Raw genomic sequence first — 26,194 nt, 5'->3', positions numbered from 1 at the left:
TGTGTTCGGGCAGAACCATAATATTGAAGTTGTTTGAGAAGGAGAGGGCTATGGAGGTTCGTCGAGATATTGTCGATGCGATTGGGAATACACCGTTGATTCGGCTGAGTGGGCCTTCCGAGCGCACGGGTTGCGAGATTCTGGGTAAAGCTGAATGGCTAAATCCGGGCATGTCGGTCAAGGACCGAGCCGCAAAATATATGGTGCTAGACGCCGAAGCTTCCGGTGCCTTGAAACCAGGTGGAACGATTGTGGAGGGCACGGCTGGTAACACCGGGATTGGCCTTGCGATGGTAGGCAGAGCACGTGGCTATCGCGTCGTGATCGTGATTCCTGAGACCCAGACCAAGGAGAAGAAGGATATGCTTCGGCTCTTTGGGGCTGAGCTCGTTGAAGTACCCGCCGTTCCTCATGCAAACCCGAACAACTACGTTCACGTGGCGGAGCGACTCGCTCAGGAACTTGGAGGGTTTTACGCCAATCAGTGGGATAATCTCTCGAATCGACGGTCGCACATCGATGGCACCGGTCCGGAGATTTGGGCGCAGACCGAGGGCCGTATTGACGGGTTCGTCTCTGCCATTGGCACAGGTGGGACGCTTTCAGGGTGTTCGATCTTCTTCAAGTCCAAGAATCCGGAAATTCAGGTGGCTTTGGCAGATCCTTTTGGTGCGCGAATGCACGCGTATTTTACTCGAGGTGAGCTTGAGCTCGATGTCGAGGGCGGCAGTATTACCCAGGGCATCGGACAGGGGCGAGTGACCGGGAATGTGGATGGCACGTTGGTAGATCGGTCGTATCGGATTCCTGATGAAGAAGCGGTTGTTTTGCTCGATGAACTCGCTGAACAAGAGGGTATTCTTTTGGGCGGGTCAGCTGGAATCAATATAGCTGGAGCGATTCGTTTGGCTGAAGATATGGGCAAGGGTCATACGATCGTGACGATTCTCTGCGATCATGGAAGTCGGTATCAGAGCCAGCTCTGGGACCCTTCGTTCAGGGCGGAGCGCGGTCTTCCCGTCCCCGAGTGGCTGGCCAAGAATAACGCACCCAAACCAAGTTTTGTTTAGGATTTCCCGTGTTGAAAACGCATAACGATTTTGAAGTCTCGGGTCCGGTAGTTGTGGTGGTTCTGGACGGTGTGGGAGTCGGAAAACATGATGCCGGCGATGCGGTGTTTCACGCTCGGACTCCGACCATGGATTGGTTGGACGATGTGGCGCTGAAGACCACCCTCTTGGCCCACGGAACCCACGTGGGAATGCCGTCAGATGCGGATATGGGAAATTCCGAGGTGGGTCACAATGCGCTTGGTGCCGGAAAGATCTACGATCAAGGCGCGAAACGGGTGGACGTCGCGATCCGTACCGAAGTCCTTTTCGAGCGCGGTTCCGATGATTCAGAGACGTTCTTTGAGATGGTGGATCACGTTACCCGTTCAAACGGAACCTTGCATCTGATCGGCTTGCTCTCGGATGGAAATGTTCATTCGCATATCGATCACGTGGAAGCCATCACCACACACGCAGCTCGCCTTGGTATAAAGCGGATTCGCCTCCATGCACTGCTAGACGGCAGAGATGTAGATGGTCAATCGGCACATCGATATATCGAGAAGATCGAAGCCCATTTTGAGGGGCTTTCAGGAGTAGACGCGAAGATTGCCTCGGGTGGTGGCCGGATGCTTGTGACCATGGACCGCTATGAAGCTGAGTGGGATATGGTTGAGCGCGGATGGAAGGCACACGTGCTGGGGGAGGGGCCCGCGGTTGGTTCAGCACTTGAGGCCGTGAATTCGGCGCGAAAAGAGAATCCCGATCTAAACGACCAATATATCCCACCCTTTGTGGTTCACGATTCCAATGGGCCCGTGGGTACCATTGAGGATGGTGATGCGGTTCTACTCTTTAATTTCCGAGGTGATAGGGCAATCGAGCTCTCCAGGGCATTTGAAGAGTCAGACTTTGATAAGTTTGAGCGTCATCGCGTCCCAGACGTGTTTTTTGTGGGGATGATGCAATACGACGGGGATTTGGGAGTTCCAGCACGCTCGCTCGTCAAGCCGTCCAAAATCACGTCGACGATGGGCGAGCTTCTGGCAAGTGCGGGTGTAAAGCAGCTCGCGGTGAGTGAGACTCAAAAATATGGCCACGTGACTTATTTTTGGAACGGGAATCGCAGCGAGAAATTCCGCGAAGATTTAGAGGTCTATATCGAAGTGCCGTCTGATCGTGTGACCTTCGATCAACGCCCGTGGATGAAAGCGGCTGAGATTACGGACGCAACCATCGAGGCTCTGAATCCGAATTCCGGCATTCGGTTCGCCAGGGTGAACTATCCCAACGGCGATATGGTCGGCCATACCGGAGACTTTGAAGCGGCCGTCATCGCCGTGGAAGCGACCGACCTATGCCTTAAACGCCTCTTGGCTGCCGTTCGTAAACTCAATGGTGTTGCGATTGTGACGGCCGACCATGGAAACTCCGATCAGATGTACCAACTCGACAAGAATTCGGAGCCGATTCGAGATTCTCAAGGGCGTTTCGTACCTATGACCGCGCACACCCTGAACCCTGTTCCACTTTGGATCTACGCGCCGGGACTTGATGGATTGAAGGTGAGAGAATTGGCCACACGGCGTCTGAGCAATGTGGCCCCTACGGCGCTCTATCTCCTTGGATTAGAGCCTCCCGAACATATGGATGACCCGCTGATTCTCAAGAGAAGTGAGGCATGATCGAAAGACCCACGGTCGAATTTCTGCAGAAGGTGATCTCGGACGCCCATATCGGCCTTTGGGAGTGGGACCCAGTATCCAACGTTGTGTACTGGTCGCCAGAAGTTTACGCGATTTTCGACGCGCCCGACTTCGACGGAACCTTAGAGAGCTACGAGTCTCGGATACATCCAGAGGACCTTGAGCGACTTCAACGCGCCATACAAGAGGTAATTGAGCGATCACACGCAGAATATCGGATCATCCATCGCGTGATTCGTGCAGACCGAAAGCCGTGCTGGGTTGAGTCACGCGGTACCGTTGTTCGAGATGCGAATGGCCAAGTCGAGAGAATGGCCGGAACGGTCTGGGACGTGACGCCACAGTTGAGCGCCGAACATAAATTGCAGATGGCGCTCAGCGCCTCAAATATGGGGCTTTGGGAGTGGAACATCTTGGTTGAACGCGTGATCTGGTCAAAGGAGATGGCTGCCATCTATGGGATAACTCCCGCAGAGTTCACTGGAACCCTTGAGGACTACAGGGCTCGCATACATCCGGATGATTGGCCTGAGATCGAGCACCGCATTCAATGTGCGATGGCCGACCCAGATTATGATTATTACGTGGAGCACCGGATCTTGCGCCCGAATGGGGCGATCAGGTGGGTTGAGGGGCGGGGAACGCTGGTACGGGACGAAGAAGGGCAGCCGATTCGCATGATGGGGACGGCTTGGGATGTGACGAATCGAAAACTCGCGAAAGCTGAGCTTGAAGAGACACAGGCTGAGCTCAGACGGTCCTATGAACAATTCGACCGAGAACGAAGGCGTACCGAAGAAGCTGTGCGAAAGAGCGAAGAGCTTCTGGAGAGCGCAGGTCATATCGCTGGAGTGGGTGGCTGGGAAGTTGATCTCGAGACGATGTACGTGAGTTGGACGGCCGAGACGTGCCGAATTCATGGGGTTCCGGTCGGAACGGCGCCTCACGTGGATGACGCTATCGCCTACTATTCACCAGAGTCTCGAGAGGTGATTCGGGCACATGTTGAGAGGGCCCTTCAGGACGGTATTCCTTACGATGTCGAGCTTCCGTTGATCCGCAAGGATGGCGTGCAGATTTGGGTGAGGACCGAGGGACGTGCCGAGATGGAGAACGGCGTGGCCAAGCGGCTCTTCGGTGTGGTTCAGGACATCAGTGCGAGACGAGCGGCCGAGGCAGAGCGGCAAAAACTCTACGAAGAGCTACTTCACGCTAAGAAATTGGAATCCGTGGGTCGGCTTGCCGGTGGGGTGGCGCACGATTTCAACAACATCATTTCGGTCATACTTGGACACGCTGAGTTGTCCTTGGATAGCCTTGAGGCGGGACATCCGTTGAGGGTTGAACTCGAGGAGATTCGAAGTGCAGCGCGCCGTTCCGCGGCTTTGACGCAGCAGCTCCTCGCGTTTGCAAGGAAGCAGGCCGTGAGCCCCAAGGTCATCGACCTCAATGAGACGGTTGATGGGATGCTGAAGATGTTGCGGCGACTGATCGGGGAGCAAATCACACTGGTTTGGAAGCCCGGTGCAGCCTTGAAATCCGTGTTGATGGACCCGTCTCAGGTGGACCAGATTTTGGCCAATCTTTGTGTCAATGCGCGCGATGCGACGGACGGGGCAGGGGAGGTGCTGATATCCACCTCAAATGTTCAGATGGAGCTGGGCGAGGTCCCGTGTGGCGAGTACATCCTTTTGACGGTCAAAGATGACGGCCATGGAATCGAAAAAGAGACGCTGGAACACCTCTTCGAGCCCTTTTTCACCACAAAAGCTCCGGGCGGCGGAACAGGCCTCGGGCTTGCGACCGTGTACGGAATCGTCAAACAGAACGGCGGTCATATTCGTGTGACGAGCGAGGCGTCTCAAGGTACGGAGTTTAGGATTTACCTGCCAGCGGTCGACGGGAAAATGAAAGGAACTAAAGATTCGAAGTCAGAAGAGAAGCTTAGGGGCGGCGATACCATCCTCTTGGTTGAGGATGAGCCTGCGCTCTTGAAACTAGGCAGGCGGATGCTTGAGGCCTTGGGTTACCGTGTTCTCGCAGCTCCAGGACCTTACGAGGCGCTCGATATTGCGGACCGTGAAGAGGGCATTGACCTTCTTGTGACGGATGTAATCATGCCGCGGATGAATGGGCGAGAATTGATGAATTCGCTCAAGAGAATCCATCCGGAGCTTCGGGTGCTCTACATTTCTGGGTACACCGCAGAGGTGATAGCGAATCAAGGGGTGCTTGAAGAGGATGTACACTTCCTACAAAAGCCTTTCTCAATGAACGCGCTCTCTCGCGCCCTCGCTGAGGCTTTGGGCAAGGTCTAGGCGTTATCGGGGCCGCAAATCTTTGTCGACACGAACAGCTGCGTATCCGATTCCACGAGGCTCTTCGCCAGGCGAGACATATCGAAGGTCGCGAAACTCAACCAGCCAGCCGTTGTTTTCTGCTTCCGGAGTTACGGTCCAATACGGATAGCGCATCCAGTTCGAAAACCCGCGAATGGACTCGGCTTCGAGCGCTGCCTGAACGATTTTGTCCGGCTCTTCGCGCTTGATCACGATTTCGACCTCGCCCTCTTTGAGCTCGTAGCGGTCCTTAAAAACAAGAATCACTCGTTTTTCAAAAGGGGTTCCTGGCAGCGGCCCTGCATGGGCTTCGATGAGTCCTTCGTTCTTGAAACTCGACTCCATGACTCGGGCGGCTCCAAAAACGAGACCGATGTACAGGATCAAGGACGCCAAACCAATACGAGCGACCGTTTGGGCGCGTGGTTGCGTCGGTTTGTAGAGCCTGAGCGCGAGTATAGTTGCCACGCCAATAATCCACCCAATCTTGACTCCGAGCGACACCAAAGGTGTTCCCACGACGAGCACCGTCATCAAGAAGCCGAGCACGGTCCAGCCAATGATTGCGCGTTTGGAGGTTGAGTACGCAAGGACGAGTCCGGCCGCAGTCATGAGCCAAAACCACGGGTCGATGATGAAGAGCGTATCGCCGTAGAACCACGTGCCATCAAACGGCATAAGCAAGCGCACGCCGTAGGTGTTCATCCAGTCTAGGAGCGGGTGAGACCACGTTCCGATGCAGGCGAGAAAGAGCAGCCATTTCGGGTCGGGTTTATCTTGGGGTTTTCCGGATCGAAAACGCCACCAGAGGAATACCAGTCCACTCAGGATCAAGGGCCAAATCGCCATGGCCAAGATTCCGTGGGTCATGCCTCGTCTCAAGTAGAGTGACGTATCCTCGCCCAGGAATGTGACGATGGCGTCGGCATCGGGAATATTTGCGCCGATGATCAACGTGCCCGTGGCGTACGGAGTCAGGCGCTTGAGCCCTGTCTGTGCGAGGACTGCCCCAAAAAACGTGTGTGCGACTGGATCCATTATTCAAGCGTCCAGGTCAGTGAAATTCGGTGGGTCAGGGTTGAGCCTGAAGAAGCAACAACTTCGAAGGTTTCACTTTCTTTGATGCCTGATGCTGCCACACGACGCACGAAATCGGCATATCGCTCGCCATCATGCGCCACGAGTTTGAGGTCGGAGAACTCCCAGTCGAGCGTCTCGACAGAACACGTGGTGACTCGAGGGCTAAGCTTCTTGCCCTGGTTTCGCATGTGCAAGACGATGAGCGCGCCGGTCAGAGTCTCAGCTCCGGCCAGGAGGGCGGCCGAGAAAAGAGAGCCGAAGAGGTTCTTTACCCGGCGAGAGGCGGGGAGGATAAGGCGGCCTGAATGGGTGTCGAGATGCTCGAGGTAGGCGCCGGTTACGCCGAGGAGGGGAGCCTTCCCGAGCATATATGCTTTGAAGACGCGAGGGTTCATGACGCGTTTCTGGAACTTTTGTCCCCCAGAATTCATCTTCATATCAGTATGGCTCATCGTCTAATTCCTTTGATGTGGGCGGATGTAGCGGGTTCTAGATACCGCGCAAACACGACTTGGACAACTCGTTGAGAGGAAACTTGCGTTTGCGGGCATATATGGACACTGTGTAGAGGTTATAGGGACAAAGTGGTGCCGTGTTTGACGGCTTAGCGAGGCATAGATGTTGCGAAGATTAATAGCTCTTGGATTGTTGGTTTTTCTCCCGAGTACCGAGCTCAGCGCTCAACAGGCGCCGGCGGGCATTTCTCTTTCTTGCCCGATGGTCCCAATGGTCGCCGATGGGCTGCTCACTACCCATATGAGCTTCACCAAAGAAGATGAAGACATCCTCAAAAAGGTTACGGAAAACTATGCAAAGAGCATGGATCCGACCAAAGTCTTATTGACCGAGAAAGAGTTCAAGGTGCTCAACGATCGCGTGATTGCTGCAGCGAAGGCCCTTAGAACGGGGGATTGCTCGGAATTTAGCAAACTGCACGAGGATCGAATCAAGTGGCAGGAGGAGCTCGCTGAGGCTGTTGGGAAGATCGTAGATGCCAAGGGCTATAAAGTTGATAAGAAGGCGACTCTTGAGCTCGATGTGGATAAGCGAAAGCGGCCAAAAACTGAAAAGGAACTCGCGAAACTACGACGCCTTATTATCGACTTCCAAATGGCGAACTACATCGCGAGCGACACAAAGTTAGAGGAGGCCAAAACCAAGCTGAAAAAACGCTACGAACTCTCGGTGAAGCGTTTGCGAGAGCAAGATCAGGCCGAGCAGTTTCGGGTGTACCTGAACGCCTACGCCACGGCACTGGACCCACATTCTACGTATTTCTCACCAGATGATTTGGAGGATTTCCGAATTCAGATGGAGCTCTCTCTGACGGGGATCGGTGCCGTGTTGACCAGCCAAGACGGCTATACTGTGATTCAAGAGATTGTGGTCGGTGGACCTGCGGAGCAACAAGGGAAGTTGCGCCCGAAGGACAAGATTATCGCGGTGGCCCAAGGCGACGAAGCACCTGTCGACGTGATCGACATGGAGCTTCGAGATGTGGTCAAGATGATCAGAGGAAAGAAAGATACAACGGTGGTGTTGACGGTCCTGAGACAGAGCAAAGAGACCGAGCGTTTTAAGGTCGCGATTGAAAGAGATCAGATCGACCTCAAGGACCAAGCCGCCAAGCTCGAATGGAAGACGCTCAAGCGGGACGGCAAGGAGCTCAAACTCGCCGTCATCGATCTTCCCTCCTTTTACAAGGGCGAGGATGAGACGAGCCGCGATTGTGCAAAAGATATGGCGCGTTTGGTGGAGGAGGCTCGCAAGGGCAAGGCTGATGGTATCCTTCTCGACCTTTCTAAGAATGGCGGCGGTGTGCTCCAGTCGGCCGTGGAGATTACCGGACTCTTTATTGAGTCTGGTCCTGTGGTTGGAGTTGGCGTTGCGAACGCCCAGCGAGCTGAAGTGCTAAGCGATAGAGACCCTCGAGTTCAATGGGACGGTCCGTTGGTTGTGATGACCTCGAAGGTGAGCGCATCGGCGTCCGAAATCTTGGCGGGTGCCCTCAAAGACTACAATCGAGCCGTGATTGTTGGCGATGCACACACGTACGGAAAGGGAACCGTTCAGCAGATGACTCCGCTACCAGCTGGTCTCGGTTTGTTGAAGGTCACAACGGCCATGTTCTTCCTTCCAGCTGGACAATCCACCCAAAATATCGGTGTGGAAGCCGATATCCAGATTCCGTCTCCGCTCGAGCCTATTGATATTGGCGAAAAGCACCTCCCGTATGCGCTCGCTCCCGCAAAGACCAAGAGCTTCACAACCCCGCAGGTCAATGCCTCCAAGAAGTGGACTCCCATCGCTGAAGAGACTCTCGAAAAGCTTCAGAAGTCGAGCGCAGCACGTATTGGAAAGAGCTCGGAATTCAAAGAGCTGGCGCGAGAAATCAAGAAATCTAAGGCCGGCGAAACCTCGATTAAGATTGGCGATATTCTTAAGAATCAAAAGTCGGATGAAGAGGCCGAGGAAGAGGGAGAGAAGTTTGAAGAACTTCGAATCCAAGAGGCCAGTGAGATTCTTGCCGATTTGATAGTCGGGCTGAAATGAGTAGAGTGGTGTTCCTGACTTAGGAGCACGAATGAAACTCACCCACCTTCTCGGTTGTGTGGCCCTCGCCAGCACTGCCTCCTCGACAGCCTTTGCACATATCCAGCTCGACTTTCCGCCTGCCCGGATTAGCGAGCAAAAGACAGCGCCCTGTGGTGCTGCTGGAAGTGTGCGCGGAGATAACGTCACCACGTTCGAAGCGGGTGAGACCATCACCATCCGATGGCGAGAGACCATCAACCATCCTGGCCATTATCGGATTTCTTTCGACGCTGATGGAGATGATGACTTTGTTGAGCCGGCGAGCTTCACCGATTTCTATACGAACGAAAGTGTACTCTACGATGACATTCAGGACGGGCCTGCCGGTGAGTACACGTATGAGATTACGCTGCCCAACGTGGCGTGTGAGAGGTGTACGCTCCAGGTTGTGCAGGTCATGACTGACAAGGCCCCTTATGGGGATGGCAACGACCTCTACTATCAGTGCGCCGATATTGTTCTAACGCAATCCGCTGAAGATATGGGGCAGCCAGAGCAAGATATGGGCTCCGATATGGGTGAGGTAGAGCCGCCCGTAGTCGATATGGGAGTTGAACCTGCGGATCTCGGAAGTGATCAAGTTGATCAAGGCGAGGGCCCAACGCCCAATCAAAATCCAGATATTGAGGCATCCGGAAGTGCCTGTTCTAGCGTGGGCTCATCGTGGCTTTCCCTAGTGTTTATCTGGGTTTTAGTCGGTTTGCGACGCAGAAGATAAGTCTCTGTATCCCCAAGAAATGAAAAAAAAGCGCAACACTTGTGTGAAACGGCCGAAAATAATCTGTGACGCTTGACGGCGTTTCGTATAGGGAACTATACATAGGTTCAGTAACATTTCGGCGGTGAGAACTCCGCTTTACACATTTGGAGAAGATAATGGCAATCGATAAAGATAAACAAAAAGCTCTCGACCTCACTGTTCATGCGATTGAAAAGCAGTTCGGTAAGGGAACCATCATGAAGTTGGGGAATGATGATCCCTTGGTCAACGTCAAGGACGCGATTCCTACCGGGTCTATCTCTTTGGACATCGCACTCGGGATCGGTGGGTTTGCTCGCGGGAGAATTGTGGAGGTCTTCGGACCAGAATCCTCTGGTAAGACCACTCTTGCGCTTCACGCCCTGGCAAATGCGCAGCGTGCCGGCGGAGTCGCAGCATTCATCGATGCCGAGCACGCGCTCGATATCAAGTACGCCAAATCGCTCGGTGTTAATATCGAGGAACTTTTGGTCAGCCAGCCCGATACAGGGGAGCAGGCCCTTGAAATCGTGGATATGTTGGTTCGCTCAAACGCGGTTGACGTACTCGTGGTGGACTCTGTTGCGGCATTGACCCCACGCGCAGAAATTGAAGGTGATATGGGGGATTCCCACGTGGGCCTTCAGGCACGTTTGATGAGTCAGGCTCTTCGAAAGTTGACCGGTACGATCAACAAATCGAAGACATGTGTGATCTTCATTAACCAGATCCGTATGAAGATCGGTGTGATGTTCGGAAGCCCGGAGACCACAACGGGTGGTAACGCCCTGAAGTTCTACTGCTCGCAACGCCTTGATATCCGGCGTATTGGTGCGATTAAGGACGGCGAAGAGCTCAGCGGAAACCGTACCCGTGTCAAAGTCGTGAAGAACAAGCTGGCAGCTCCGTTTAGGCAGGCCGAGTTCGATATTATGTACGGCGAGGGGATCAGCTGGGAAGGAGACGTTTTGGACCTTGGCTCCGAGATCAACGTCGTGGACAAAGCGGGCTCCTGGTACAGCTACAACGACACTCGCCTCGGTCAGGGCAGGGAAAATGCCAAGCAGTACTTGCGCGAGCACCCAGAAATGACGGCCGATATCGTACGTCAAATTCGGGAACACTACGGCTTGAGCGCTCCAGCACCTGAACTTGCCGTAGTTGAATCAAAGTAAGTAGTGAACCCCGGAGCCGAAGGTGGACTCTTTCGTTTCTGCCTTCGGCTTCGTGTACTAATCGATCTTAACCTTGCTAATTAGGTGGGAATTCGTTAGATTTTATATAGATCCTATCTAGTAAATGACGAATCTCAGCGATATCGCTGTATACAGGAAGCGAAAAGATGCGAAGCAAGTCCCTTGTATTCCTTCTCCTGGCGATCTTTCCACTCATGAGTTGTGGAGACATCGACCAAACAGCCAATCAGTCCGGTGCTACTGAGCCAATTCAAGTGGATGGGCCACATCCTCGACTGCTGCACGAGAGTGATGACGTCAGAATTACCACGCTGCCGGTCGACGATATCGAGGAGTACATCGAAGAAATGCCAGATGGAATCCATCTGCGGCCAGGCGTTGCTATCCACCAACTGCAGGAACTTGGTCTCCAAGATATCGAGATTTCTCGGCACCACCCGATCGTAAGGGTGAGTGGTGCGGCCATCGATGCATTTGCTGAGGTCAATCCGGGCGATGCTGTGTTCTTGGATGAAGGATACGGCTTCATCGTCGAGGGCTTGACCTATGAACAAGGCCTCATCACGTTGGAAGTTTCGACATTTGAACTTACACGAGTCATCTGGGGTAACTTCAAAATCGAATACAAGATGCCTACGGTGATGACCGAAGATGATATCGACCAACTCACTGAACCCGTGATCGATGAGTTCGGTAACGTCACGAGGACCCAGGCGCTGAGCGCTCTGAGAATGAAGAAAGAGCAAGGATGGGAAGAAGATGGTTGGTCGGCTTCATTTGAGGCTGAGGTGAACTTCCCAGTTCGATTGGAGGGCGTGTTTGAAGGTCGCATCGGCACGTTCAATTCCAGTTACGACTGTCGCATCAATGCACAGCGTAGTTGGTACCAGCGTGACGAGAGATTCTGTGTGGATCGTCTTGGGGCGTGGATCAACGCTTCTATCGAGGCTCAAGGCGAGCTCAGTGTAACCTATCGGCGAGGTCTGAGGTTTCATAAAGGCGGCCCTGAGCACGGGCGATTCTTCCAACGTACTTTGGGACGTGTACCGCTGGGTTCCACGGGTCTCTTCCTAGATCTAGTGGCGTTTGCACAGTACACACTCGATGCAGAAGCGGGTGGTGAGGTCACCATGAGCTACACGTACAATTACAGCGCAACAGCTCCGATCGGCTTTGAATACCGAAACTATCCGGAGACACGTTTTGCTTCGACGAATGGGGTGCGCCCGATTCCAAACTCGACAAGACCCGTACAGAAGCGCGGTGAGAACCATACATTTGACGTAGATGGAAGTGTTTCTGCTGAAGCCGGGGCGAAGGTCGAAGCAGGTGTGTTCTTCCAGGTCAGCGCGGCTGCTGGTGTTGCAAGACTAGAAGGGCCTCAACTAAAGGCTGTGTTTGACGCTCAAGCATTCTACAAACCGTTTGCTCGCGACGATCAGGGCGCGTGCGCCAAGTTGCATATTCAACTTCGTGGAGAAGCAGTTGCCCGAATCGAGTTTAAAGTGGACTTGAAGCTTTGGAAGTGGACCACTGAGTTCTCGTGTGAACAGTGCACCGCGACCTTCCTTCCTTGGGATATCTTGGGCCCTTGGACGAGTAGAGACTCCCCATTCTGCTTGAGTGGCCCCAGCTACGATAAGCTGGTGGTTGAGTATGCCAGCGGTGGCCCGGAGCCATACGAGGCTCCCGAAGGCTACATTATCGATGCGATCGAAGTACGCAGTGTGGTTCCCGGAGTTCGAATTCCCCGCGTTCAATACGCGATTAGCGGAGGTGGCAGTGGAGCACATGGTAGACCAAATGCTACAAGTTGCCCTTTGACCAGCGGAAATGTCCATCCCGTGACCAGCCGTGCTGAGTTTGGATTCTCTCGTCCACTTAAGCCTGGCGACACCATCAAGGTGATTCAAACCAGTGTCCCTGCTGGCGGAGGGCTTTGTTCTCCCGGTGGGCGTGCACGGTTTACACTCAAGGGTGCTGGTGGAACCCCTGACGTACAGCTAACGAACGGCAATTTTGTGGAGGGTGGACCCACGCTCACCGTCCCACAATAATTAGCAAGTATGGAAGCAAACCAAACACCATCCATGGCGAGCACACTAGGGTTCGCCATTTTTATTAGCGTTACGGGATTTGTACTCCTGGTCATCGTTGCGGTGGTGATGTGGTGGAATATGCTGCAACTTGCGCTGCTTTACTTCGCATTGGTTCCTGCAGCGACTGGCCTTGCTGTCTATTTAAGTCATGGTGACGTCCGGCAATCTGCGGTTGGTTTTTTGGTCGCTTTGATCATGGGTGGTTTGACGTATACGTGGACCGTTCCAGAGGTCCGTGCGCAGTCGATTCGACTTGCTGGTGGAACGATGAATCCAGAAACCTTGTTTACGGCGCTAGAGGATCCAGCGGAAGTGGTAGGGTTTGCGGCGTGTGACGTCCTTATGGCTCAACATCTAGAACTCATGAGGGTACGAGTACCGGATTTTGCGTCTACTCCCGCGCGTGCGCTTCGATGCTTTGATCGAGAGGTTGAGAGTTCAGACGCGGATGAAATCCTGCGCCGTGAAGTCGCCCTATTTTGGTCGAAGCAGCTCGCCGATGTTGGAGATACTGAATGCGCCTACCTCCCTGCCTTTGCGAAATTCCGGGAGCGAGACTCAACAACCTTGGCGGCAGACCTCCTGGGCGTCATGACTCGAAGTCAAGATGCCTCGACGCAGGAATGTGCCCTTGGCGAATTTAAGTCTCGGTTTCCAACGCCACTCAAGCAACTTGAGGGATTAGGTGACCCGCGTAAACTTGCGGAACGAGACGCAGATGCACTCTTCCTATCTCTCACAAACGCGAGTTATAACGCCGTTCCGGATAAAACTACTCAAGCAGTTACGACAACACCGCTGATGAAGCAGTGGGGATTGAGCCTCGGGTGCTATCTGGTAGATGCTGGTCCTTCACCCTCTCGCTATGTTCAACGTCTCAACTCCATGATGCGCATGGAGGGTTGCGGCGAGATCGATGTTCCCGAGGCCAGTTCTTTGTGGTCCTCGGCGTGTTCCGAGTCCCTATCTGGAACAAATGGGCTTGTGACCCAAAGCCGCCTTTGCCGCGCGGTTGGCAATCAAGCGATTGGGCTTTCAATTCGTGGCGCCTCGACCGTAGTTGGATCCGCAATCGAGGCGCTCGCGACTTCGGAGTTGGCGACCGGCATTCGCTCAGGAGATCACCGTTCCAAATCGGATATCATGGACCAGATACTCGCTGAAGGTCTCGGACCAGACGCTGAGGCCGGTATTGCGATGAAATTTGGCTACGAGTTTGAGTCCAAGAGATTTCAGATGCGCCAAGCCCTGAAAGAAGTTGACGGAAAAGATCCTGAGAAGATGAATGACCTCGAACGCGAACGCTTCATGAAGGAGTTGGCGGAAAGTGGGGAGTTCGAAGGTGTGAATCTCAAAGAAGCACTCGGCGAAGAGGGTTTTGAGGCGATGATGAAAGAGGTTGGAACGGACGACGGAGAGGTTGGTTCGATGACCGTTAACGACTTGATTGGGCGGTGATCATGGGGACTTTTGACGAGAATATGTGTCGGTATGTCACATCTGGAAAACCGGTCTCTGAGACGCAATCTATGCGGCTGGAAGTGGTACAATTTTTGCTCAATAACTACGCTAGCTTAATAGCAGGACAGTTATGAAAACGACCTCACCCACATTGAAATGGGTAGTTCGCATTTGGTTGCACGTACTCGGAACGAGTCTTGTCGGCCTCTTGCTGCTTCTTCCCTATATCAACACGACCTTTGTGGACGCGTATGTGAGCGCTCTTGGCCATGAGGGTTTCCGGACGTTTGGTCTCCTCGATGTTGTTATACACGTGGGTTTGTCGGCGTGTGTTTGGGCCATGATCGCACTTACGTGGACCGTCGTGACGGCAAAGCGAGAAAAGGCGAGAGCCGTTAAATTGACCCGCGGAACCGTCATCACAGAGTTGCTCATCATTCTTCCCGTCTGGATGGTTCTCTCTATGGGCCTGATGCAGTTATGTATCACAAATATCGCCGGAATCTTGACGAACTTGGCTACCTTTCAGGCAGCCAGAACGGTCTGGGTTTGGCATGGAGAATCAACGAGTGGCCGTTCCGGTGCTGGATACGCAACTGTGATGTCAAAGGCGCATGTTCAGGCTGCGATGTCACTCGCGCCCGTAGCTCCAGGGGATTACTTCCACGACCCGTTCTTTTTTGTTTCCAATGATTTGAAGGCGGCTCGAGCTGGGATGTTGGCTCAGCAATTGCCCTTGTTGACGGAAGACCAGGGTCAGCTTGGCTATCCCTTAGCTTACGCACTCGAACTGGAAGACCTCGATGGGCTCTTGAAGTTCGGCGACAAGAAGGGGCTGAGTTTGACGCGTTCTCTGGACTCGACGTCATTCAGGCTGCGATCGGTACGAAAGCTAACATGGGCCTATCACGCGACAACCGTGGTCCCGATTACCCTCGGTCCGGTTTCAGGTGCGTTGGTGGTCTACCGCCACCAGATCGCAATGCCATTGGTCCCACAGTTCTTCGGAGAGCTTGGAATGGTAATGGGCCGAACCGGCTATTACCGAACTATAGTTCGAGAGTTTTCTTATGTAGCCCAACGGCCGGCTAATCCGGAGTATCCGGGCGGGAGTGCAAGATGAAGAAGCACATGGCGATTTTGCACAAGTTTCATGAGGACCGGTCGGGGGCAGTATTGTTGCTCTCCCTCGCTGCCATCTTGATTATCATGATGTTGAGCTGGGTCATCATCGATGCCGGCAAGAGTGCGAGAGACAAGATCGAACTACAGGCTGCCGCTGATGCTGCAGCGTTTAGTCAAGCGTCGGTCAAATCGCGCATTATGAATATGGTGGCATACACCAATGTCGCGAAACGCTCGATTATCGGTATTCAAGCGATGTACCTCGGAATGTGGACCGGGTTTATGGGTTGGCTCTTGTGGCGATGGTCCAAGTGTAGGTGGTACAGGCCAGACATTTGCATCGATGCGCTTGCAAATACCTTCCTCTGGTTTAGGGAGTTTATGGGGGATTACAGACAGCTAACGGGGGCGAACCCCCTCGCAGCAATGTGCGGGGGGAAGAAGTCTTGCCGCCGCCTCCTAAACAGAACTTTTGGATTCAGCGGAAGTGGTTCAGATCGCAGTTATCACCGTCGAGATTTGGTCGCGTTGGATAATTATCAACTCTACATGACACGTTTAGGCGTCTGGTGGGGTTATTCGGAATCCATCGTCCGGGGCATGCGCAACGGCGCGACCACGGTCTCGAGTTTCCCGGTTCCGTTCGGGCAAATTATTGGACCTATTCCTAATCTACTTCAGGCCTTAAAGAATGCATTGCCTTCCGGTCTGTCTGGCTCATTTGTGGGAACAGGGTTGTTCGATGAGTTTCCGATTGAACGCATGAGCTACCGGGATTTGCGTCGCAACCATATGCATGGTGTCCCAGGCAGAACCGATCCTGCTTACGCAGTTGAACACCTGGCGAACTCGCTTCAGCATAAGCGTCGCTCGACTATGGGTGCCAAGAGTAATCTCGCGTACGTCCTCGGTTTGGCCGCGTTCGATTTGGGTTATGGGATGACCACTGACCAAATGGGTCGTGTCGGGCAGCCTTGGACCTTCAAGGAGTATGAGAACCACGGTCAGTGGACCACGCGGTCCTCCAACCTTGTGCTGAGCTATGGAAACAGACCCGAGCGATTTGGGGACGACCGAAACAAGTACGGGTTCATGTCGCGCGATTATGAGCACCAATTGGGTGTCATCGACGAGGTCGGCTACAAGGCATCTGGTTATTGGTCTATGGCTCGCGCTGAGATGAGCTATCAGGACGGGCGGCCGAACCCGTTCCGACCCAGCTGGACGGCGCGTATGAGACCCATCGCGCTCCCTGGTGAGTGGGAGGAGGCCAAGTTTGACTTGAACCGTGCGTATCACGATATGTTGCCGTACCTCGCTCTTTCCTCGTTGGTTGGTGTGGGAAGTGGCGCCGATTTGATGGCGTCGGGTATCGACTTTGTGAATATGGAGCGAGCAACCCGGGCCTTTGGGCATTCAACCATCGATGGGGTGGGCAAATGATTCACTTTCTGTCCAGATTTCATGGTGATCAAAAGGGCGCTACATTGGCTGAGTTCGTCCTGACCTTGCCTATCTTCATTATGTGTTTTGTGGGGATTGTGCAGCTTGGCCTTTGGAGTGAGAAGTCAGTGAAGGTATGGGCCAAGGCTCATCGAATTACCTTTGCTCAGGCGACTTTGGTGAACCAGTCAAGGTTCAGTCTACAGCATATGCAACCGCAGGCCGCTGGTGCGGTATCCCTAGGTCAACTAGCTTTCGGGAATAAGCCCCTGAATCAAAGTGGAATTCAGAGGGGTTTGATTTTAGCAGCAGAAGGCACAACCTATGGGGATATGGCCTTGAGAGGACACTGGGGAGAGTCCAGTACGCGAACATTGCCGGTCGACCTTGTGGTTCAGATGAAGCCACCTTTGGAAGGTATGAGGACTAGAAATTCAGCCGATATTCTCGGGGGTTCAGCACTTTCGCGCGATCTCCTCAATGATACGGCGAACTTTAGTGGGTCGGCAGGTGGGGCATTGGGCGTGATCAACCAGTTTCTTTCAGGTAGCGGCACGCGAGCAGCGTTGGCTGCGGGTCAACGCTACGGAACAGTGATTGGTTGGTCTAGTGATTCGATGACAGTAGCAGGGCGCACGGTGAGTATGCGTGCGCACTTCAATTCTTTGGTACCACCGTTTCCATTGACCGGCACGGAAGCCCAATTCTTGCCGATGGCAATTACTCGAGTGACCATGGAAAACCACCGTGCGTACTCTCAGATTCTTGGAATCAACTGGAGCCAGCCTTATCCGGGTGGAAGTATCAGTGTTCAAGAGAAGTTTCCGGCGGAACAATGAGGTCAACGATGCATTTGAAGAGTCTATTGTGGACGGGCGGAAAACTTCTAGTGACCGGGGCCGTGGTTGCCGGAATCGCATTTGGAGTAGGGGTGCTCGAGCCGAATCTGGCCGTCCAAGAGTCTGACGCGGACATTGTTTCGTTCGGTAGAAAGGAAGTGACACCTACCGAGAAGTTTGTGGCGTCGATGGAGGACTTGGGGCATTCCAAACCTCAAGCGTTCAATCTCAATGGCAACGTCGTCTATTTTGCGACACGTTTGCACGACCAGTCCCCAGAGGTTGTTCGGGAAGAGTACATGCAAAAGTTTCGGGAGAAGGGACTGGCTCCAAATGCGAGCAAATATGAGGACGAAGATCAGTCCATCATGACGGCTTGGAATGGTGGTGTGATTACTTTTCACGAGTCCGAAGACCGAATCTTCATGGGCGGGATGTTACCAGTAAAACAAGTGAGTTCGCCGGATGAGCTCGAAGCGCTCGCTGAGACCTATGACGGTCAACCTTGGGAGCTTTATAAGGGCTTCCACAATGTGGAGCTACTACGTTCTGGCGATGGGACCATTGCCACGAGCTCTTGGAGCGACGCGAACTTCGACTATGAAAAGATGCTTCCGGGCAACGACAAGCTCGACCAGAACGTCGACTTGGAGGTTCCCTCTTGCCCAGGTTGTGAACGTGTCTCTGCTTTCGAAGACCTTGATCCGCAGCGAGTTTTCAGGTCGAACGTCTACCAGGGAAGTTCATCTCCCCAGCATTTGATGCGCTTCTATGACCAAGCCTTGACTCAACGAGGGTGGCGCCCTACCGAAACGACCCATGTGATGGAGCGGATCTACCAGAATGTTGAGTTTGAAGGTAAGGAAGCTCTCAAGCGACAATATGAAAAAGATGGTGAAGTGATTACCATCCTCTCTCATCCCTCCGAGGATGGGACTGGGGCCACAGCCCACACAGTCGTTTCGAATTAAATTCTATCTGTTGTAAGAGTGTAGAGCGAATGAAGATCCAATTGAGCGTGATCCTTCTCGTGTTGTCAGCCGCCGTTTGGGGCTGTGATAACGAAGCGAATTTGTTGTCCAACAATAGGCCTGGGCCTGAGAATAACGATAACAATCCTCCAGACAACAACCCGGACAATAATACGACTGGTATGTTGAATAACACGACCGGTATGACGAACAACACAACCGGCCCCAACAATCCGACTACCAATAATATCAGCCCAAATAACGAGACAGATCCGGAAATTTATGACGAGGATCCTGGGGCTGATACACGTGACTTGACCGGGGACATTCCGGCATTTGCGGGTACAGGGCCGGTTGAGCAATTTGCCTACGATATGATGGTGGCGGCGTGTGAAAGGTGGGTTTCGTGCGACGGAGAACGCGATGCGTTTTTGGTATCACTCTCTCACGGCATTTCAAGCGTGGGTGATTGTGTCGAATGGTCACTTGCTCGCAACCCCCTCGATGGATTCTCGCGCGCCGTGGCAGAAGAAAAGGCGCAGTTTCTCCCGGACGACGCTCCACTATGTGCTACTCGGATTGCTGAACATAGTTGTGACGATTTGGAACGTTTATTGGACTCCCCGCGCGCGGTTGTTCAGGCGTGCCAAGACGCCTATTTCGGCCTTACCGGCTTAGACGGAATTTGTGCTTCGAATGCCGAATGCACGGCAGAGCTGAAGTGTTCCAAGGCTTTTGTCTCGGGATGCTCCGGAGTGTGCCAGGACTCAACTAAACTCGAAGTGCTTTGTGGTGCAACGCTTGAGCCCTGCGCTCCAAACCAGTACTGCGCTGGAGGAACTACCTGCACCGATATCCTCGGTGAAGGCGAAGCATGCGAAACGTTCGATGAGTGTGGGCCAGATGGGTTCTGCCGGGCGGGAGTTTGTGCTCCGAAGAAGTATGGCTTCCAGGCGGGACAATCGTGCAATCTCTTCTCAAACATCTGCGCGCTTGGCTTGAATTGCGACGTCGATGCGGGCGATGGTGTTCAGGGGACGTGTGCTGAGTACCGTGGCGCGGGAGAGCCATGTGCTTCGGAATTCGACTGCAATTACCAGACGTTCTGTAGCAACGACGGAATGTGTGAGCCGAAGGTCGATACGGGTTCGTGTGATACTCCGGCCGAGTGCCTGTCTGGAGTTTGCACGACTGAGGGACAGTGTCTGTCCTCTTCTCAGGCGTGTGCCATCCCTCCTGAAGGTCTATAGCTCCAACTACTGGGGGCCAAGCGGGAACCGGTCAACGACGCTATAGATTGCGCCATTCGGCGTAAGTGTTGAGCTAAAGAGAACGAGGTCACGGATATACGTTGAGCCGACGTCGAGTCCCTTTAGGTCGTCCAGGTTCGGTGTTTCCGTCAAATCTCGAACACGCGCGAGCGTGATATGCGCTTTGAAATCACGGGTCTCTTTCGGAATGCCGATATTCTCGAGTTCGCGCTCAAGCGTGTCCTTTAGAAGGCCTACCAATTCGTCGCTTTTAGGCTCTAGCCCCGCCCAGACAATTCGAGGAGAGGCGGCGTCTGGGAAAGTGCCAACGCCTTTGAGGGCTAGCTCAAATGGAAAAAGGCCCAATGCGAAAGCATGTAGGGTCTCCTGGATGCGCTCTTGGAGTGCAACATCGGTTTCGCCGAGAAACTTCAGGGTTAAGTGCAGGTCTTTGGTTTCGGGCATGCGAAGCTGAGTGGCGTCAAATCGACGACCCAATTCGTTTTGAATCTGAGTGAGTCGTTCAACCACTGGGATACCGAGCTCAGCGGCAATGAAAAGTCTGTTCATTTGGTAAACTCGTTGAGGGAAAATGGGCCCGAGGTCGGGTAGTCCTGCAATCTCTCTTCAAGGTAGTGAAGAGCAAAGGTGATGGCTGCAATTTGAGTGGCAGTTCTGACTTCGGTCCGGTCGCGGTGTGCAAAGACCCAGTGTCGGTGCCAGACGCCTTTGTCTGTTGCCAGTGCAAAATGAACGGTTCCAACAGGTTTCTCAGCAGAACCTCCGCCCGGGCCAGCGATTCCAGTGACAGACAGCGCGATGTTTGAGCCGGACGCCTTCAGAGCGCCTGCGGCCATTTGAATGGCGACCTCGGGACTCACCGCGCCTTTGGAATTTAGGGTTTCGGGCGAGACACCGAGGAGTCTAGACTTTGCTTGATTGGCGTAGGTGACAAACCCAACATCAAACCATTGGGAGCTGCCGCTGACCTCGGTGATTCTCGCGCTGAGGCCTCCAGCCGTACAGGACTCGGCCGTCGCTACTTTCCAACCCTTCTCGAGAAGAAGTCGCCCGAGCCGAGCCTCAAGGACGTCTTGGTCTTGCCCCACAAAATACTTTGAAGCGTCGTGTCGAATCGCTGCTGCTGCTGAGGAGACTAAGTCCGAGGCACCCTGTAGCTTTACTTCGATCACCGGATAGTCGGCGCGATAGGAGAGTTGCGTTTTGGAGAGGTCTAGCGTGGCGATTTTTTGTGCCAGGGATGATTCGCCAATTCCGAAGAAGAAGAGTCGATTCACCGAGCTTTCGCCTTCCTGAGCCCCGTCCAATGTGGAGCGGACAAACCATGAAAACTCTTTTGGAACACCAGGAAAAAAGTAGAAGCGCTGGCTACCCTTTTGGACTAAAAAACCTGCAGCCGTTCCGACGTTTGAATAGAGGATCTTAGCCCCCGCCGGAAAGAGACATTGAACCAGGTTGTTCTCGGTAGGTGTGCGCCCAAACGTCTGAAATCTTGCCCTGAGCTGAGCTTCGGCCTCTTGGTCGTGCTGAAGCTCAGTTCCGAGGAAGTTGGCCGCTGCAAAACGGGTGAGGTCATCTGAAGTGGGCCCGAGTCCTCCCGAGACGACTACGGTCTCGGACTCAGTATCGTTGAGAGCCGCCACGATTGTATCGAGCGAGTCTGGAATCACGACAATTTTTTGGAGCGAAATCGAGCGTTCGGCGGCCCATTCACCAAGCATCCGAGCGTTGAGGTCCCGAACGCGCCCATCGAGAAGCTCGTCTCCGACACAAATTAAATCGAGTTTGGATTGTGTGGTCATTGTGTTTGTCCGATTCCCGGTGCATTTCTCTAACAGGTATGGTGTTGGATTCCTAGACGCTGCAAAGCTTCAATGTTACGCTCCCACAGCAAATAATCACGGATAAGGTAAACATGTCAGACGCAGAGCTGAATCGAGTTCTTCAAGTGGCTGTAAAGGGTGGGGCATCGGATATTCATATCAAGGCCGGGCTTCCTCCTGTGTTTCGAGTGGATGGGGCATTGCTTCCGTTGCGAGACTCCAAGCGCCTGAGCCCCGAGGATATTGGGAAAATGGCCGCGGGCATCATGAACAAGATGCAGCGAGAGCAGTTCCAGTCCACTTTGGACGTGGACCTTTCGTACGGGGTGCCTGGAGTTGGGCGCTTCCGTGTGAACGTCTTCCAGCAGCGGGGATCCATCGGAATGGTCTTTCGCGTGATTCCCTTCAAGGTGAAGTCACTTGAAGAGTTGTTGATGCCGGATTCCGTGAAAACGATTGCTGAAGAGCGACGCGGATTGGTCCTTGTGACCGGCGCTACGGGTAGTGGTAAGTCCACGACGCTCGCCGCAATGGTCGACTATATCAACTCGACCCGAACGGCTCATATTGTGACAATCGAGGATCCGATCGAGTTTTTGATTCGAGATAAGAAGTCTATCATCAACCAGCGCGAGATCGGAAATGACACGACCACTTTTTCAAGAGCTCTGAAGGCCGCACTTCGTCAGGATCCGGATGTGATTCTGCTTGGTGAGATGCGTGACCTGGAGACGATCGAAATCGCGATGATGGCTGCTGAGACGGGCCACCTCGTGATGTCGACGCTCCACACCACGGACGCAGCCGAATCAGTCAACCGTATTATGACGGCGTTTCCGCCCCACCAGCGCGACCAGGCCCGATACCAGTTCGCGAACCTCTTCAAGGGCGTCATTGCCCAGCGCCTGATTCCCAAAGCTGATGGTCGAGGTCGTGTCCCTGCCGTTGAGGTCATGCTTTCAACAGCTAGACTTCGCGAGTTGATTATGGAACGCGCGACAACGCGAACGATCACAGAGAATATCGCGAAGGGCTTTGTCGCGTACGGCATGCAGACTTTTGACCAGTCGCTCATGAACCTGCTTCAGGGCGGCTTGATTACTTACGAAGAGGCCATCAACCAGTGCTCGAATCCTGATGACTTTGCGCTGCGTGTCAGCGGTGTGGCGTCAGCTCAGAACGATTCAGCGTGGTCTGATTTTGAGGCCAAGGGTTCAAAAGAATCCGAGGATGATTTTAACCTCGAGGATTTCGAGATTGAGCGGTTTTAAGATGTTTAAAGTATTGAGCTTCTTGCTAGTGGTGCTCTTTGCGCCATGCGTTGCATGGGCGCAGGACGAAACGCCCCAGCCATTTGTGGTTGTACTCGACTTGCCCAGTGGTGAGACCGATGCGCTTGTCAGTGGCCTGAAGGGGCTAGACGGCGTGAGGGTTGAAGGGCAGACTTGGTTTCTAGAGGAAGTTCAGGCTCGCGGCATTACCCCTCGCCGCATCCTTCGTCGTCCCAAGGATATGCGTTGGGTCATGCGAGGCGCGAATATCACCTACGTTCTTTTTCTAGAGCCAAAAGAGGGAGGCTTTACCGCCAATTTTGTGGGTGAGACGGGCGAGACAGAAGAGAAAATGGATTTTGAAGGGGAGAAAGTTGGAGACGAGGGGCTGGCGAAATTGGTTGAGAAGACCAAAACGCTTCTGAAGCTGGACGAGAAGCCAAAAGTTGCGCCGGTCGAGACGCTAGATGAGGAAGAAGAGATCGCCCCGGTAGTGGTCAAACCACCTGTGGTTTCTGGCGGTAAGTGGCTTGACATTGGAATCGGCTTTCGCCTCTTGAAGCGCGATTTGGTTGTTGGTGGAAAGAACGGCGGCGTGCTGACTTATCCCTCACAATTCTATCCGGGTGGACAGCTGAGTGTGGAAGGCTATCCGGGAGATGCGGACGAAGCGGTTGGTTTTACCCTGCGAGGACTGGTTGGACTTGGTTCGGTATCAAGTGGAGGCGTGGCATCGGGCGTACTTCATGCAGACGTCGAGGGTGGCGTTTCGTATCGCGTTCGCTCGCAGCTTGGAAATCCAGAGTCGGGCAGGAAAATGGAGGCAAAGCTTCGCGGCGGTCCGCGTTTTACCATGTTCTCCACGGATGCACCGGCATTGCCCGCGACGTCGTTAGTGGCGCTTAGTGTGGGAGGCGCGGTCACCCTGCCTGTGTTAGCGGACGAATTCAAGTTCAAGGGAAGTGTCGATTTGACGCCATTTGGACTTTGGCTAGAAGGAAAAGAGCAGTTCGGAGAGAGCGCGTTTACCTACGGGGTGTCCACTTCCTTGGGAGGTGTCTACGCGGCGACTTCTTCGATAGAGATTGCGTTTGATTACTGGTTGCGAGTTGACCGCACGGCCTTTAGTGGTCCTGGAGCACTTGGATTTGATGGTGCCGAAACCTTTGAGATGGTGCAGGGTCTCTACGTTGGAGCTAATCTAAAGCTCTAAAACGCTCTGCAATCTGTCGAATAATACGATGAAACTTGCTTGAGCCGGCTCTTGGGTTACACTGAGGCCGAGCTTAGGTCCCAAATACCCTGTTGTTAGAGGCGCTTTGTGAGTGACCAAAACTTTTCGGCGATTCGCGCACGCCTTCGCTACGAAACAATTGATGACTTCGTTGAAGGATATTCCCGGTTTATTTCGGCTGGAGGGATGTTCATACCGATGAAGCCATCCAAATTGAAACCGATTGGCACGACCATTCGCTTTCAATTCCTGCTTGGAGATGGCTCCACAGCTTTGTTGGGTGAGGGTCTAGTTCTTCAGGTGCGAACTCCGGACGATACAGCCCCAAATTCGCCAGTCGGGATGTTGATTAAGTTCACCAAACTTAGCCAAGAGTCCAAAGTCCTGGTGGATCGAATCATTGAAGCCAAGAGCGAGATGCTCAAACCGCGCGGCGATGAGTCACCAACTCAGCGTCACCCGACCAAGCCTTTCATGGATGATGAAGATCCCATGAAGACGCCGACCCCTCCGAGTTTTGACACGGAAGGAGGCTCTCCACTTTCAGACTTCTTGCTGGCGGACGATGGTTCCTCGGCGAGCGAGGTTGAAGAGGAAGAGGCGGGGACCCAGGATTCAGGCGGCCTTGAGCAGAACGAAGGCCTAAGAGGCTTCTTCGGTGAAGGTAGTGAATCGTCCGAGGCTGAGTCAGAGCCCGAGATGGCCGAACCCTCGGAGCCTGAGTACGTGCAGGCAGAGCCTGAAACGACCGAAGCCCCTTCGATTGAACAGGAGACGCCAACGGCGGAGGCGCCGAGTGAAGAGCCGGCACCAGAGCCGGTGGGACCCAAAGAGCTTGGACGCACCGCGGGTGGTCTTCAGATCTTAGCATTTGACGCGCTTGATGAAGACGAGATGAAGGACCTTGAGAACTTCTCGTTTGGCGGCGAAGAATCCGACATTGACGATATTTTTGACGGGCTTTTTGGCGGCGGAGGTTCGGAGGCTGTTGAAGGTGCTGTGGACGATATGTTCTCCGGGGCCTTTGGCGGCGATAATACTGGAGATTCGATGTCTTCGGTGGAGTTCGAACTGCCCGAAGATCCCGACCAAGTTGATGAGGCATCGGATTCCTCTGACGAAGACGACGATGTTTTCGTGCTTGAGGACGAGGCTGAAGTCGAGCCCGAGGCCGAGCTTGAAGGCGAAGTAGAGGTTGAGCCTGAAGTTGAAGCCTTTGCCGAACCAGACGCGGAACAAGAGCCAAAAGAAGAATCAAATTCCGGACTTTTCAATTTTGATTTCGTAAATGACGAGCCCTCCACACCCGCGGAAGCGGAAGAAGAGCCTGAAGAAGAGGTCTTTGTACTTGAGAATGAAGTCGAATCCAACGAGCCCAACGAGCTTGGGGATTCAGCATCGGAAGAAGAACCGTGGAGCTTTGACGGCGCCGAATCTGAGTCCGCAATAGAGTTGGACGCGGATGAACTAGATGAAGAGCCAGAGCCGAGCGAAGTGGAGGCCTCAGAGCCGCACGAAATTAGACAAGAAGACTCTGAAGAGGACGACGAGTCCCGTCATGAGATCCACTCGTTACTCGACCATTTCGAGGACGAAGACGATCACGACATGAGCCTTCGTATCGGGATTATCGAGGAGTCGAAGCAGAAGGCTGAAGAGCCAGAAGAAGAAGATTCTGAAAGTCTCGAGGCCTTGCTCGCGTCCGCGAGGAAAGAAATCGAAGAGAAGTCCACCGACGAGCCTCGCGAGGATGGCGACCTCATCGACCAACTGATGGGCGATGACCTGCCTCCGCCTCCGGTTGATTCGCCGATTTTTGTCCCGCCAGCTCCGAAGAAGAAGAAAGGTTTCCTCTCGAAGCTTTTCGACAAAGATTAATCTTAGTTAAATCGGGGGTTCGACGAGCGCGCTTGCATTGAAGCAAGCGCGTCGTTAGAGTTCACGCGTTTT

At 53.6% G+C, this 26,194-nt stretch carries 20 protein-coding genes; 16 read left to right on the top strand and 4 right to left on the bottom strand.

Features of this window, described 5'->3' with window-relative positions; genetic code table 11:
- Window positions 1–50: 50 nt before the first annotated feature.
- The 3 genes from FRD01_RS07410 to FRD01_RS07400 are packed head-to-tail and all read left to right on the top strand — an operon-like array spanning window position 51 to window position 5,076.
- Window positions 51–1,070, top strand: a complete 1,020-nt coding sequence (locus tag FRD01_RS07410) for a cysteine synthase A (RefSeq protein WP_146958756.1) — start codon at window positions 51–53, stop codon at window positions 1,068–1,070.
- Window positions 1,071–1,078: 8 nt separating this feature from the next.
- Window positions 1,079–2,737, top strand: a complete 1,659-nt coding sequence (gpmI, locus tag FRD01_RS07405) for a 2,3-bisphosphoglycerate-independent phosphoglycerate mutase (RefSeq protein ID WP_146958755.1) — start codon at window positions 1,079–1,081, stop codon at window positions 2,735–2,737.
- Window positions 2,734–5,076, top strand: coding sequence for a PAS domain-containing sensor histidine kinase (locus FRD01_RS07400; protein ID WP_146958754.1), 2,343 nt, complete (start codon window positions 2,734–2,736; stop codon window positions 5,074–5,076). Before gpmI ends, FRD01_RS07400 begins: the two co-directional genes overlap by 4 nt.
- A gap of 3 nt (window positions 5,077–5,079) precedes the next feature.
- On the opposite strand, the gene FRD01_RS07395 is transcribed toward FRD01_RS07400, so the two are convergent.
- On the bottom strand, window positions 5,080–6,135 hold the full coding sequence (locus FRD01_RS07395; RefSeq protein ID WP_146958753.1) for a metal-dependent hydrolase: 1,056 nt from the start codon (window positions 6,133–6,135) through the stop codon (window positions 5,080–5,082).
- The gene (locus tag FRD01_RS07390) at window positions 6,135–6,629 is read right to left on the bottom strand and encodes a DUF4442 domain-containing protein (RefSeq protein WP_146958752.1); all 495 of its coding nucleotides are present in this window, start codon (window positions 6,627–6,629) and stop codon (window positions 6,135–6,137) included. The genes FRD01_RS07395 and FRD01_RS07390 overlap by 1 nt, the downstream gene beginning before the upstream one ends.
- Before the next feature lie 166 nt (window positions 6,630–6,795).
- Between FRD01_RS07390 and FRD01_RS07385 the strand changes: the two genes are divergently transcribed.
- The 10 genes from FRD01_RS07385 (at window position 6,796) to FRD01_RS07340 (ending at window position 19,895) form a co-directional block, all read left to right on the top strand.
- Window positions 6,796–8,730: a S41 family peptidase gene (locus FRD01_RS07385; RefSeq protein ID WP_146958751.1), complete on the top strand. Its 1,935-nt coding sequence runs from the start codon at window positions 6,796–6,798 to the stop codon at window positions 8,728–8,730.
- A gap of 31 nt (window positions 8,731–8,761) precedes the next feature.
- Window positions 8,762–9,490, top strand: a complete 729-nt coding sequence (locus FRD01_RS07380) for an SCE4755 family polysaccharide monooxygenase-like protein (RefSeq protein WP_146958750.1) — start codon at window positions 8,762–8,764, stop codon at window positions 9,488–9,490.
- A 158-nt stretch (window positions 9,491–9,648) separates the two neighbouring features.
- Window positions 9,649–10,686: a recombinase RecA gene (gene recA, locus FRD01_RS07375; protein WP_146958749.1), complete on the top strand. Its 1,038-nt coding sequence runs from the start codon at window positions 9,649–9,651 to the stop codon at window positions 10,684–10,686.
- 167 nt (window positions 10,687–10,853) lie between these two features.
- Window positions 10,854–12,764, top strand: coding sequence for a hypothetical protein (locus FRD01_RS07370; protein WP_146958748.1), 1,911 nt, complete (start codon window positions 10,854–10,856; stop codon window positions 12,762–12,764).
- A 9-nt stretch (window positions 12,765–12,773) separates the two neighbouring features.
- The gene (locus FRD01_RS07365; RefSeq protein ID WP_146958747.1) at window positions 12,774–14,264 is read left to right on the top strand and encodes a hypothetical protein; all 1,491 of its coding nucleotides are present in this window, start codon (window positions 12,774–12,776) and stop codon (window positions 14,262–14,264) included.
- Between the two features lie 133 nt (window positions 14,265–14,397).
- Window positions 14,398–15,390, top strand: coding sequence for a hypothetical protein (locus tag FRD01_RS07360; protein WP_146958746.1), 993 nt, complete (start codon window positions 14,398–14,400; stop codon window positions 15,388–15,390).
- Entirely contained in the window at window positions 15,387–16,835 is a 1,449-nt protein-coding gene (locus FRD01_RS07355; RefSeq protein WP_146958745.1) for a pilus assembly protein TadG-related protein, read from the top strand. The genes FRD01_RS07360 and FRD01_RS07355 overlap by 4 nt, the downstream gene beginning before the upstream one ends.
- Complete coding sequence (locus FRD01_RS07350) at window positions 16,832–17,674, top strand: TadE/TadG family type IV pilus assembly protein (protein WP_146958744.1); 843 nt, start codon at window positions 16,832–16,834, stop codon at window positions 17,672–17,674. The genes FRD01_RS07355 and FRD01_RS07350 overlap by 4 nt, the downstream gene beginning before the upstream one ends.
- 8 nt (window positions 17,675–17,682) lie before the next feature.
- Complete coding sequence (locus FRD01_RS07345; RefSeq protein ID WP_146958743.1) at window positions 17,683–18,645, top strand: hypothetical protein; 963 nt, start codon at window positions 17,683–17,685, stop codon at window positions 18,643–18,645.
- Between the two features lie 29 nt (window positions 18,646–18,674).
- On the top strand, window positions 18,675–19,895 hold the full coding sequence (locus tag FRD01_RS07340) for a hypothetical protein (protein WP_146958742.1): 1,221 nt from the start codon (window positions 18,675–18,677) through the stop codon (window positions 19,893–19,895).
- A gap of 6 nt (window positions 19,896–19,901) precedes the next feature.
- Here the strand turns inward: FRD01_RS07340 and thpR are convergent, their stop codons facing one another.
- Together thpR and FRD01_RS07330 are read right to left on the bottom strand one after the other, a co-directional pair.
- Entirely contained in the window at window positions 19,902–20,465 is a 564-nt protein-coding gene (gene thpR, locus FRD01_RS07335) for an RNA 2',3'-cyclic phosphodiesterase (protein ID WP_146958741.1), read from the bottom strand.
- On the bottom strand, window positions 20,462–21,718 hold the full coding sequence (locus FRD01_RS07330; protein WP_146958740.1) for a CinA family nicotinamide mononucleotide deamidase-related protein: 1,257 nt from the start codon (window positions 21,716–21,718) through the stop codon (window positions 20,462–20,464). Before FRD01_RS07330 ends, thpR begins: the two co-directional genes overlap by 4 nt.
- Before the next feature lie 113 nt (window positions 21,719–21,831).
- Between FRD01_RS07330 and FRD01_RS07325 the strand changes: the two genes are divergently transcribed.
- The 3 genes from FRD01_RS07325 (at window position 21,832) to FRD01_RS07315 (ending at window position 26,122) form a co-directional block, all read left to right on the top strand.
- Window positions 21,832–23,010 (top strand): type IV pilus twitching motility protein PilT, encoded by a 1,179-nt coding sequence (locus tag FRD01_RS07325; protein ID WP_146958739.1) that lies wholly within the window; start codon window positions 21,832–21,834, stop codon window positions 23,008–23,010.
- 1 nt (window position 23,011) lies between these two features.
- Complete coding sequence (locus tag FRD01_RS07320; protein WP_146958738.1) at window positions 23,012–24,223, top strand: hypothetical protein; 1,212 nt, start codon at window positions 23,012–23,014, stop codon at window positions 24,221–24,223.
- A 108-nt stretch (window positions 24,224–24,331) separates the two neighbouring features.
- Window positions 24,332–26,122 carry a PilZ domain-containing protein gene (locus FRD01_RS07315; RefSeq protein WP_146958737.1) on the top strand — a complete coding sequence of 597 codons (1,791 nt, stop codon included), beginning with the start codon at window positions 24,332–24,334 and terminating at the stop codon, window positions 26,120–26,122.
- Window positions 26,123–26,194: the final 72 nt, after the last annotated feature.

The organism is Microvenator marinus (assembly GCF_007993755.1).
Taxonomy (GTDB): Bacteria; Myxococcota_A; Bradymonadia; order Bradymonadales; family Bradymonadaceae; genus Allomicrovenator; species Allomicrovenator marinus.
The sequence above is the reverse complement of the archived record's forward strand: the minus strand, read 5'-3'. Positions and strand labels throughout refer to the sequence as shown.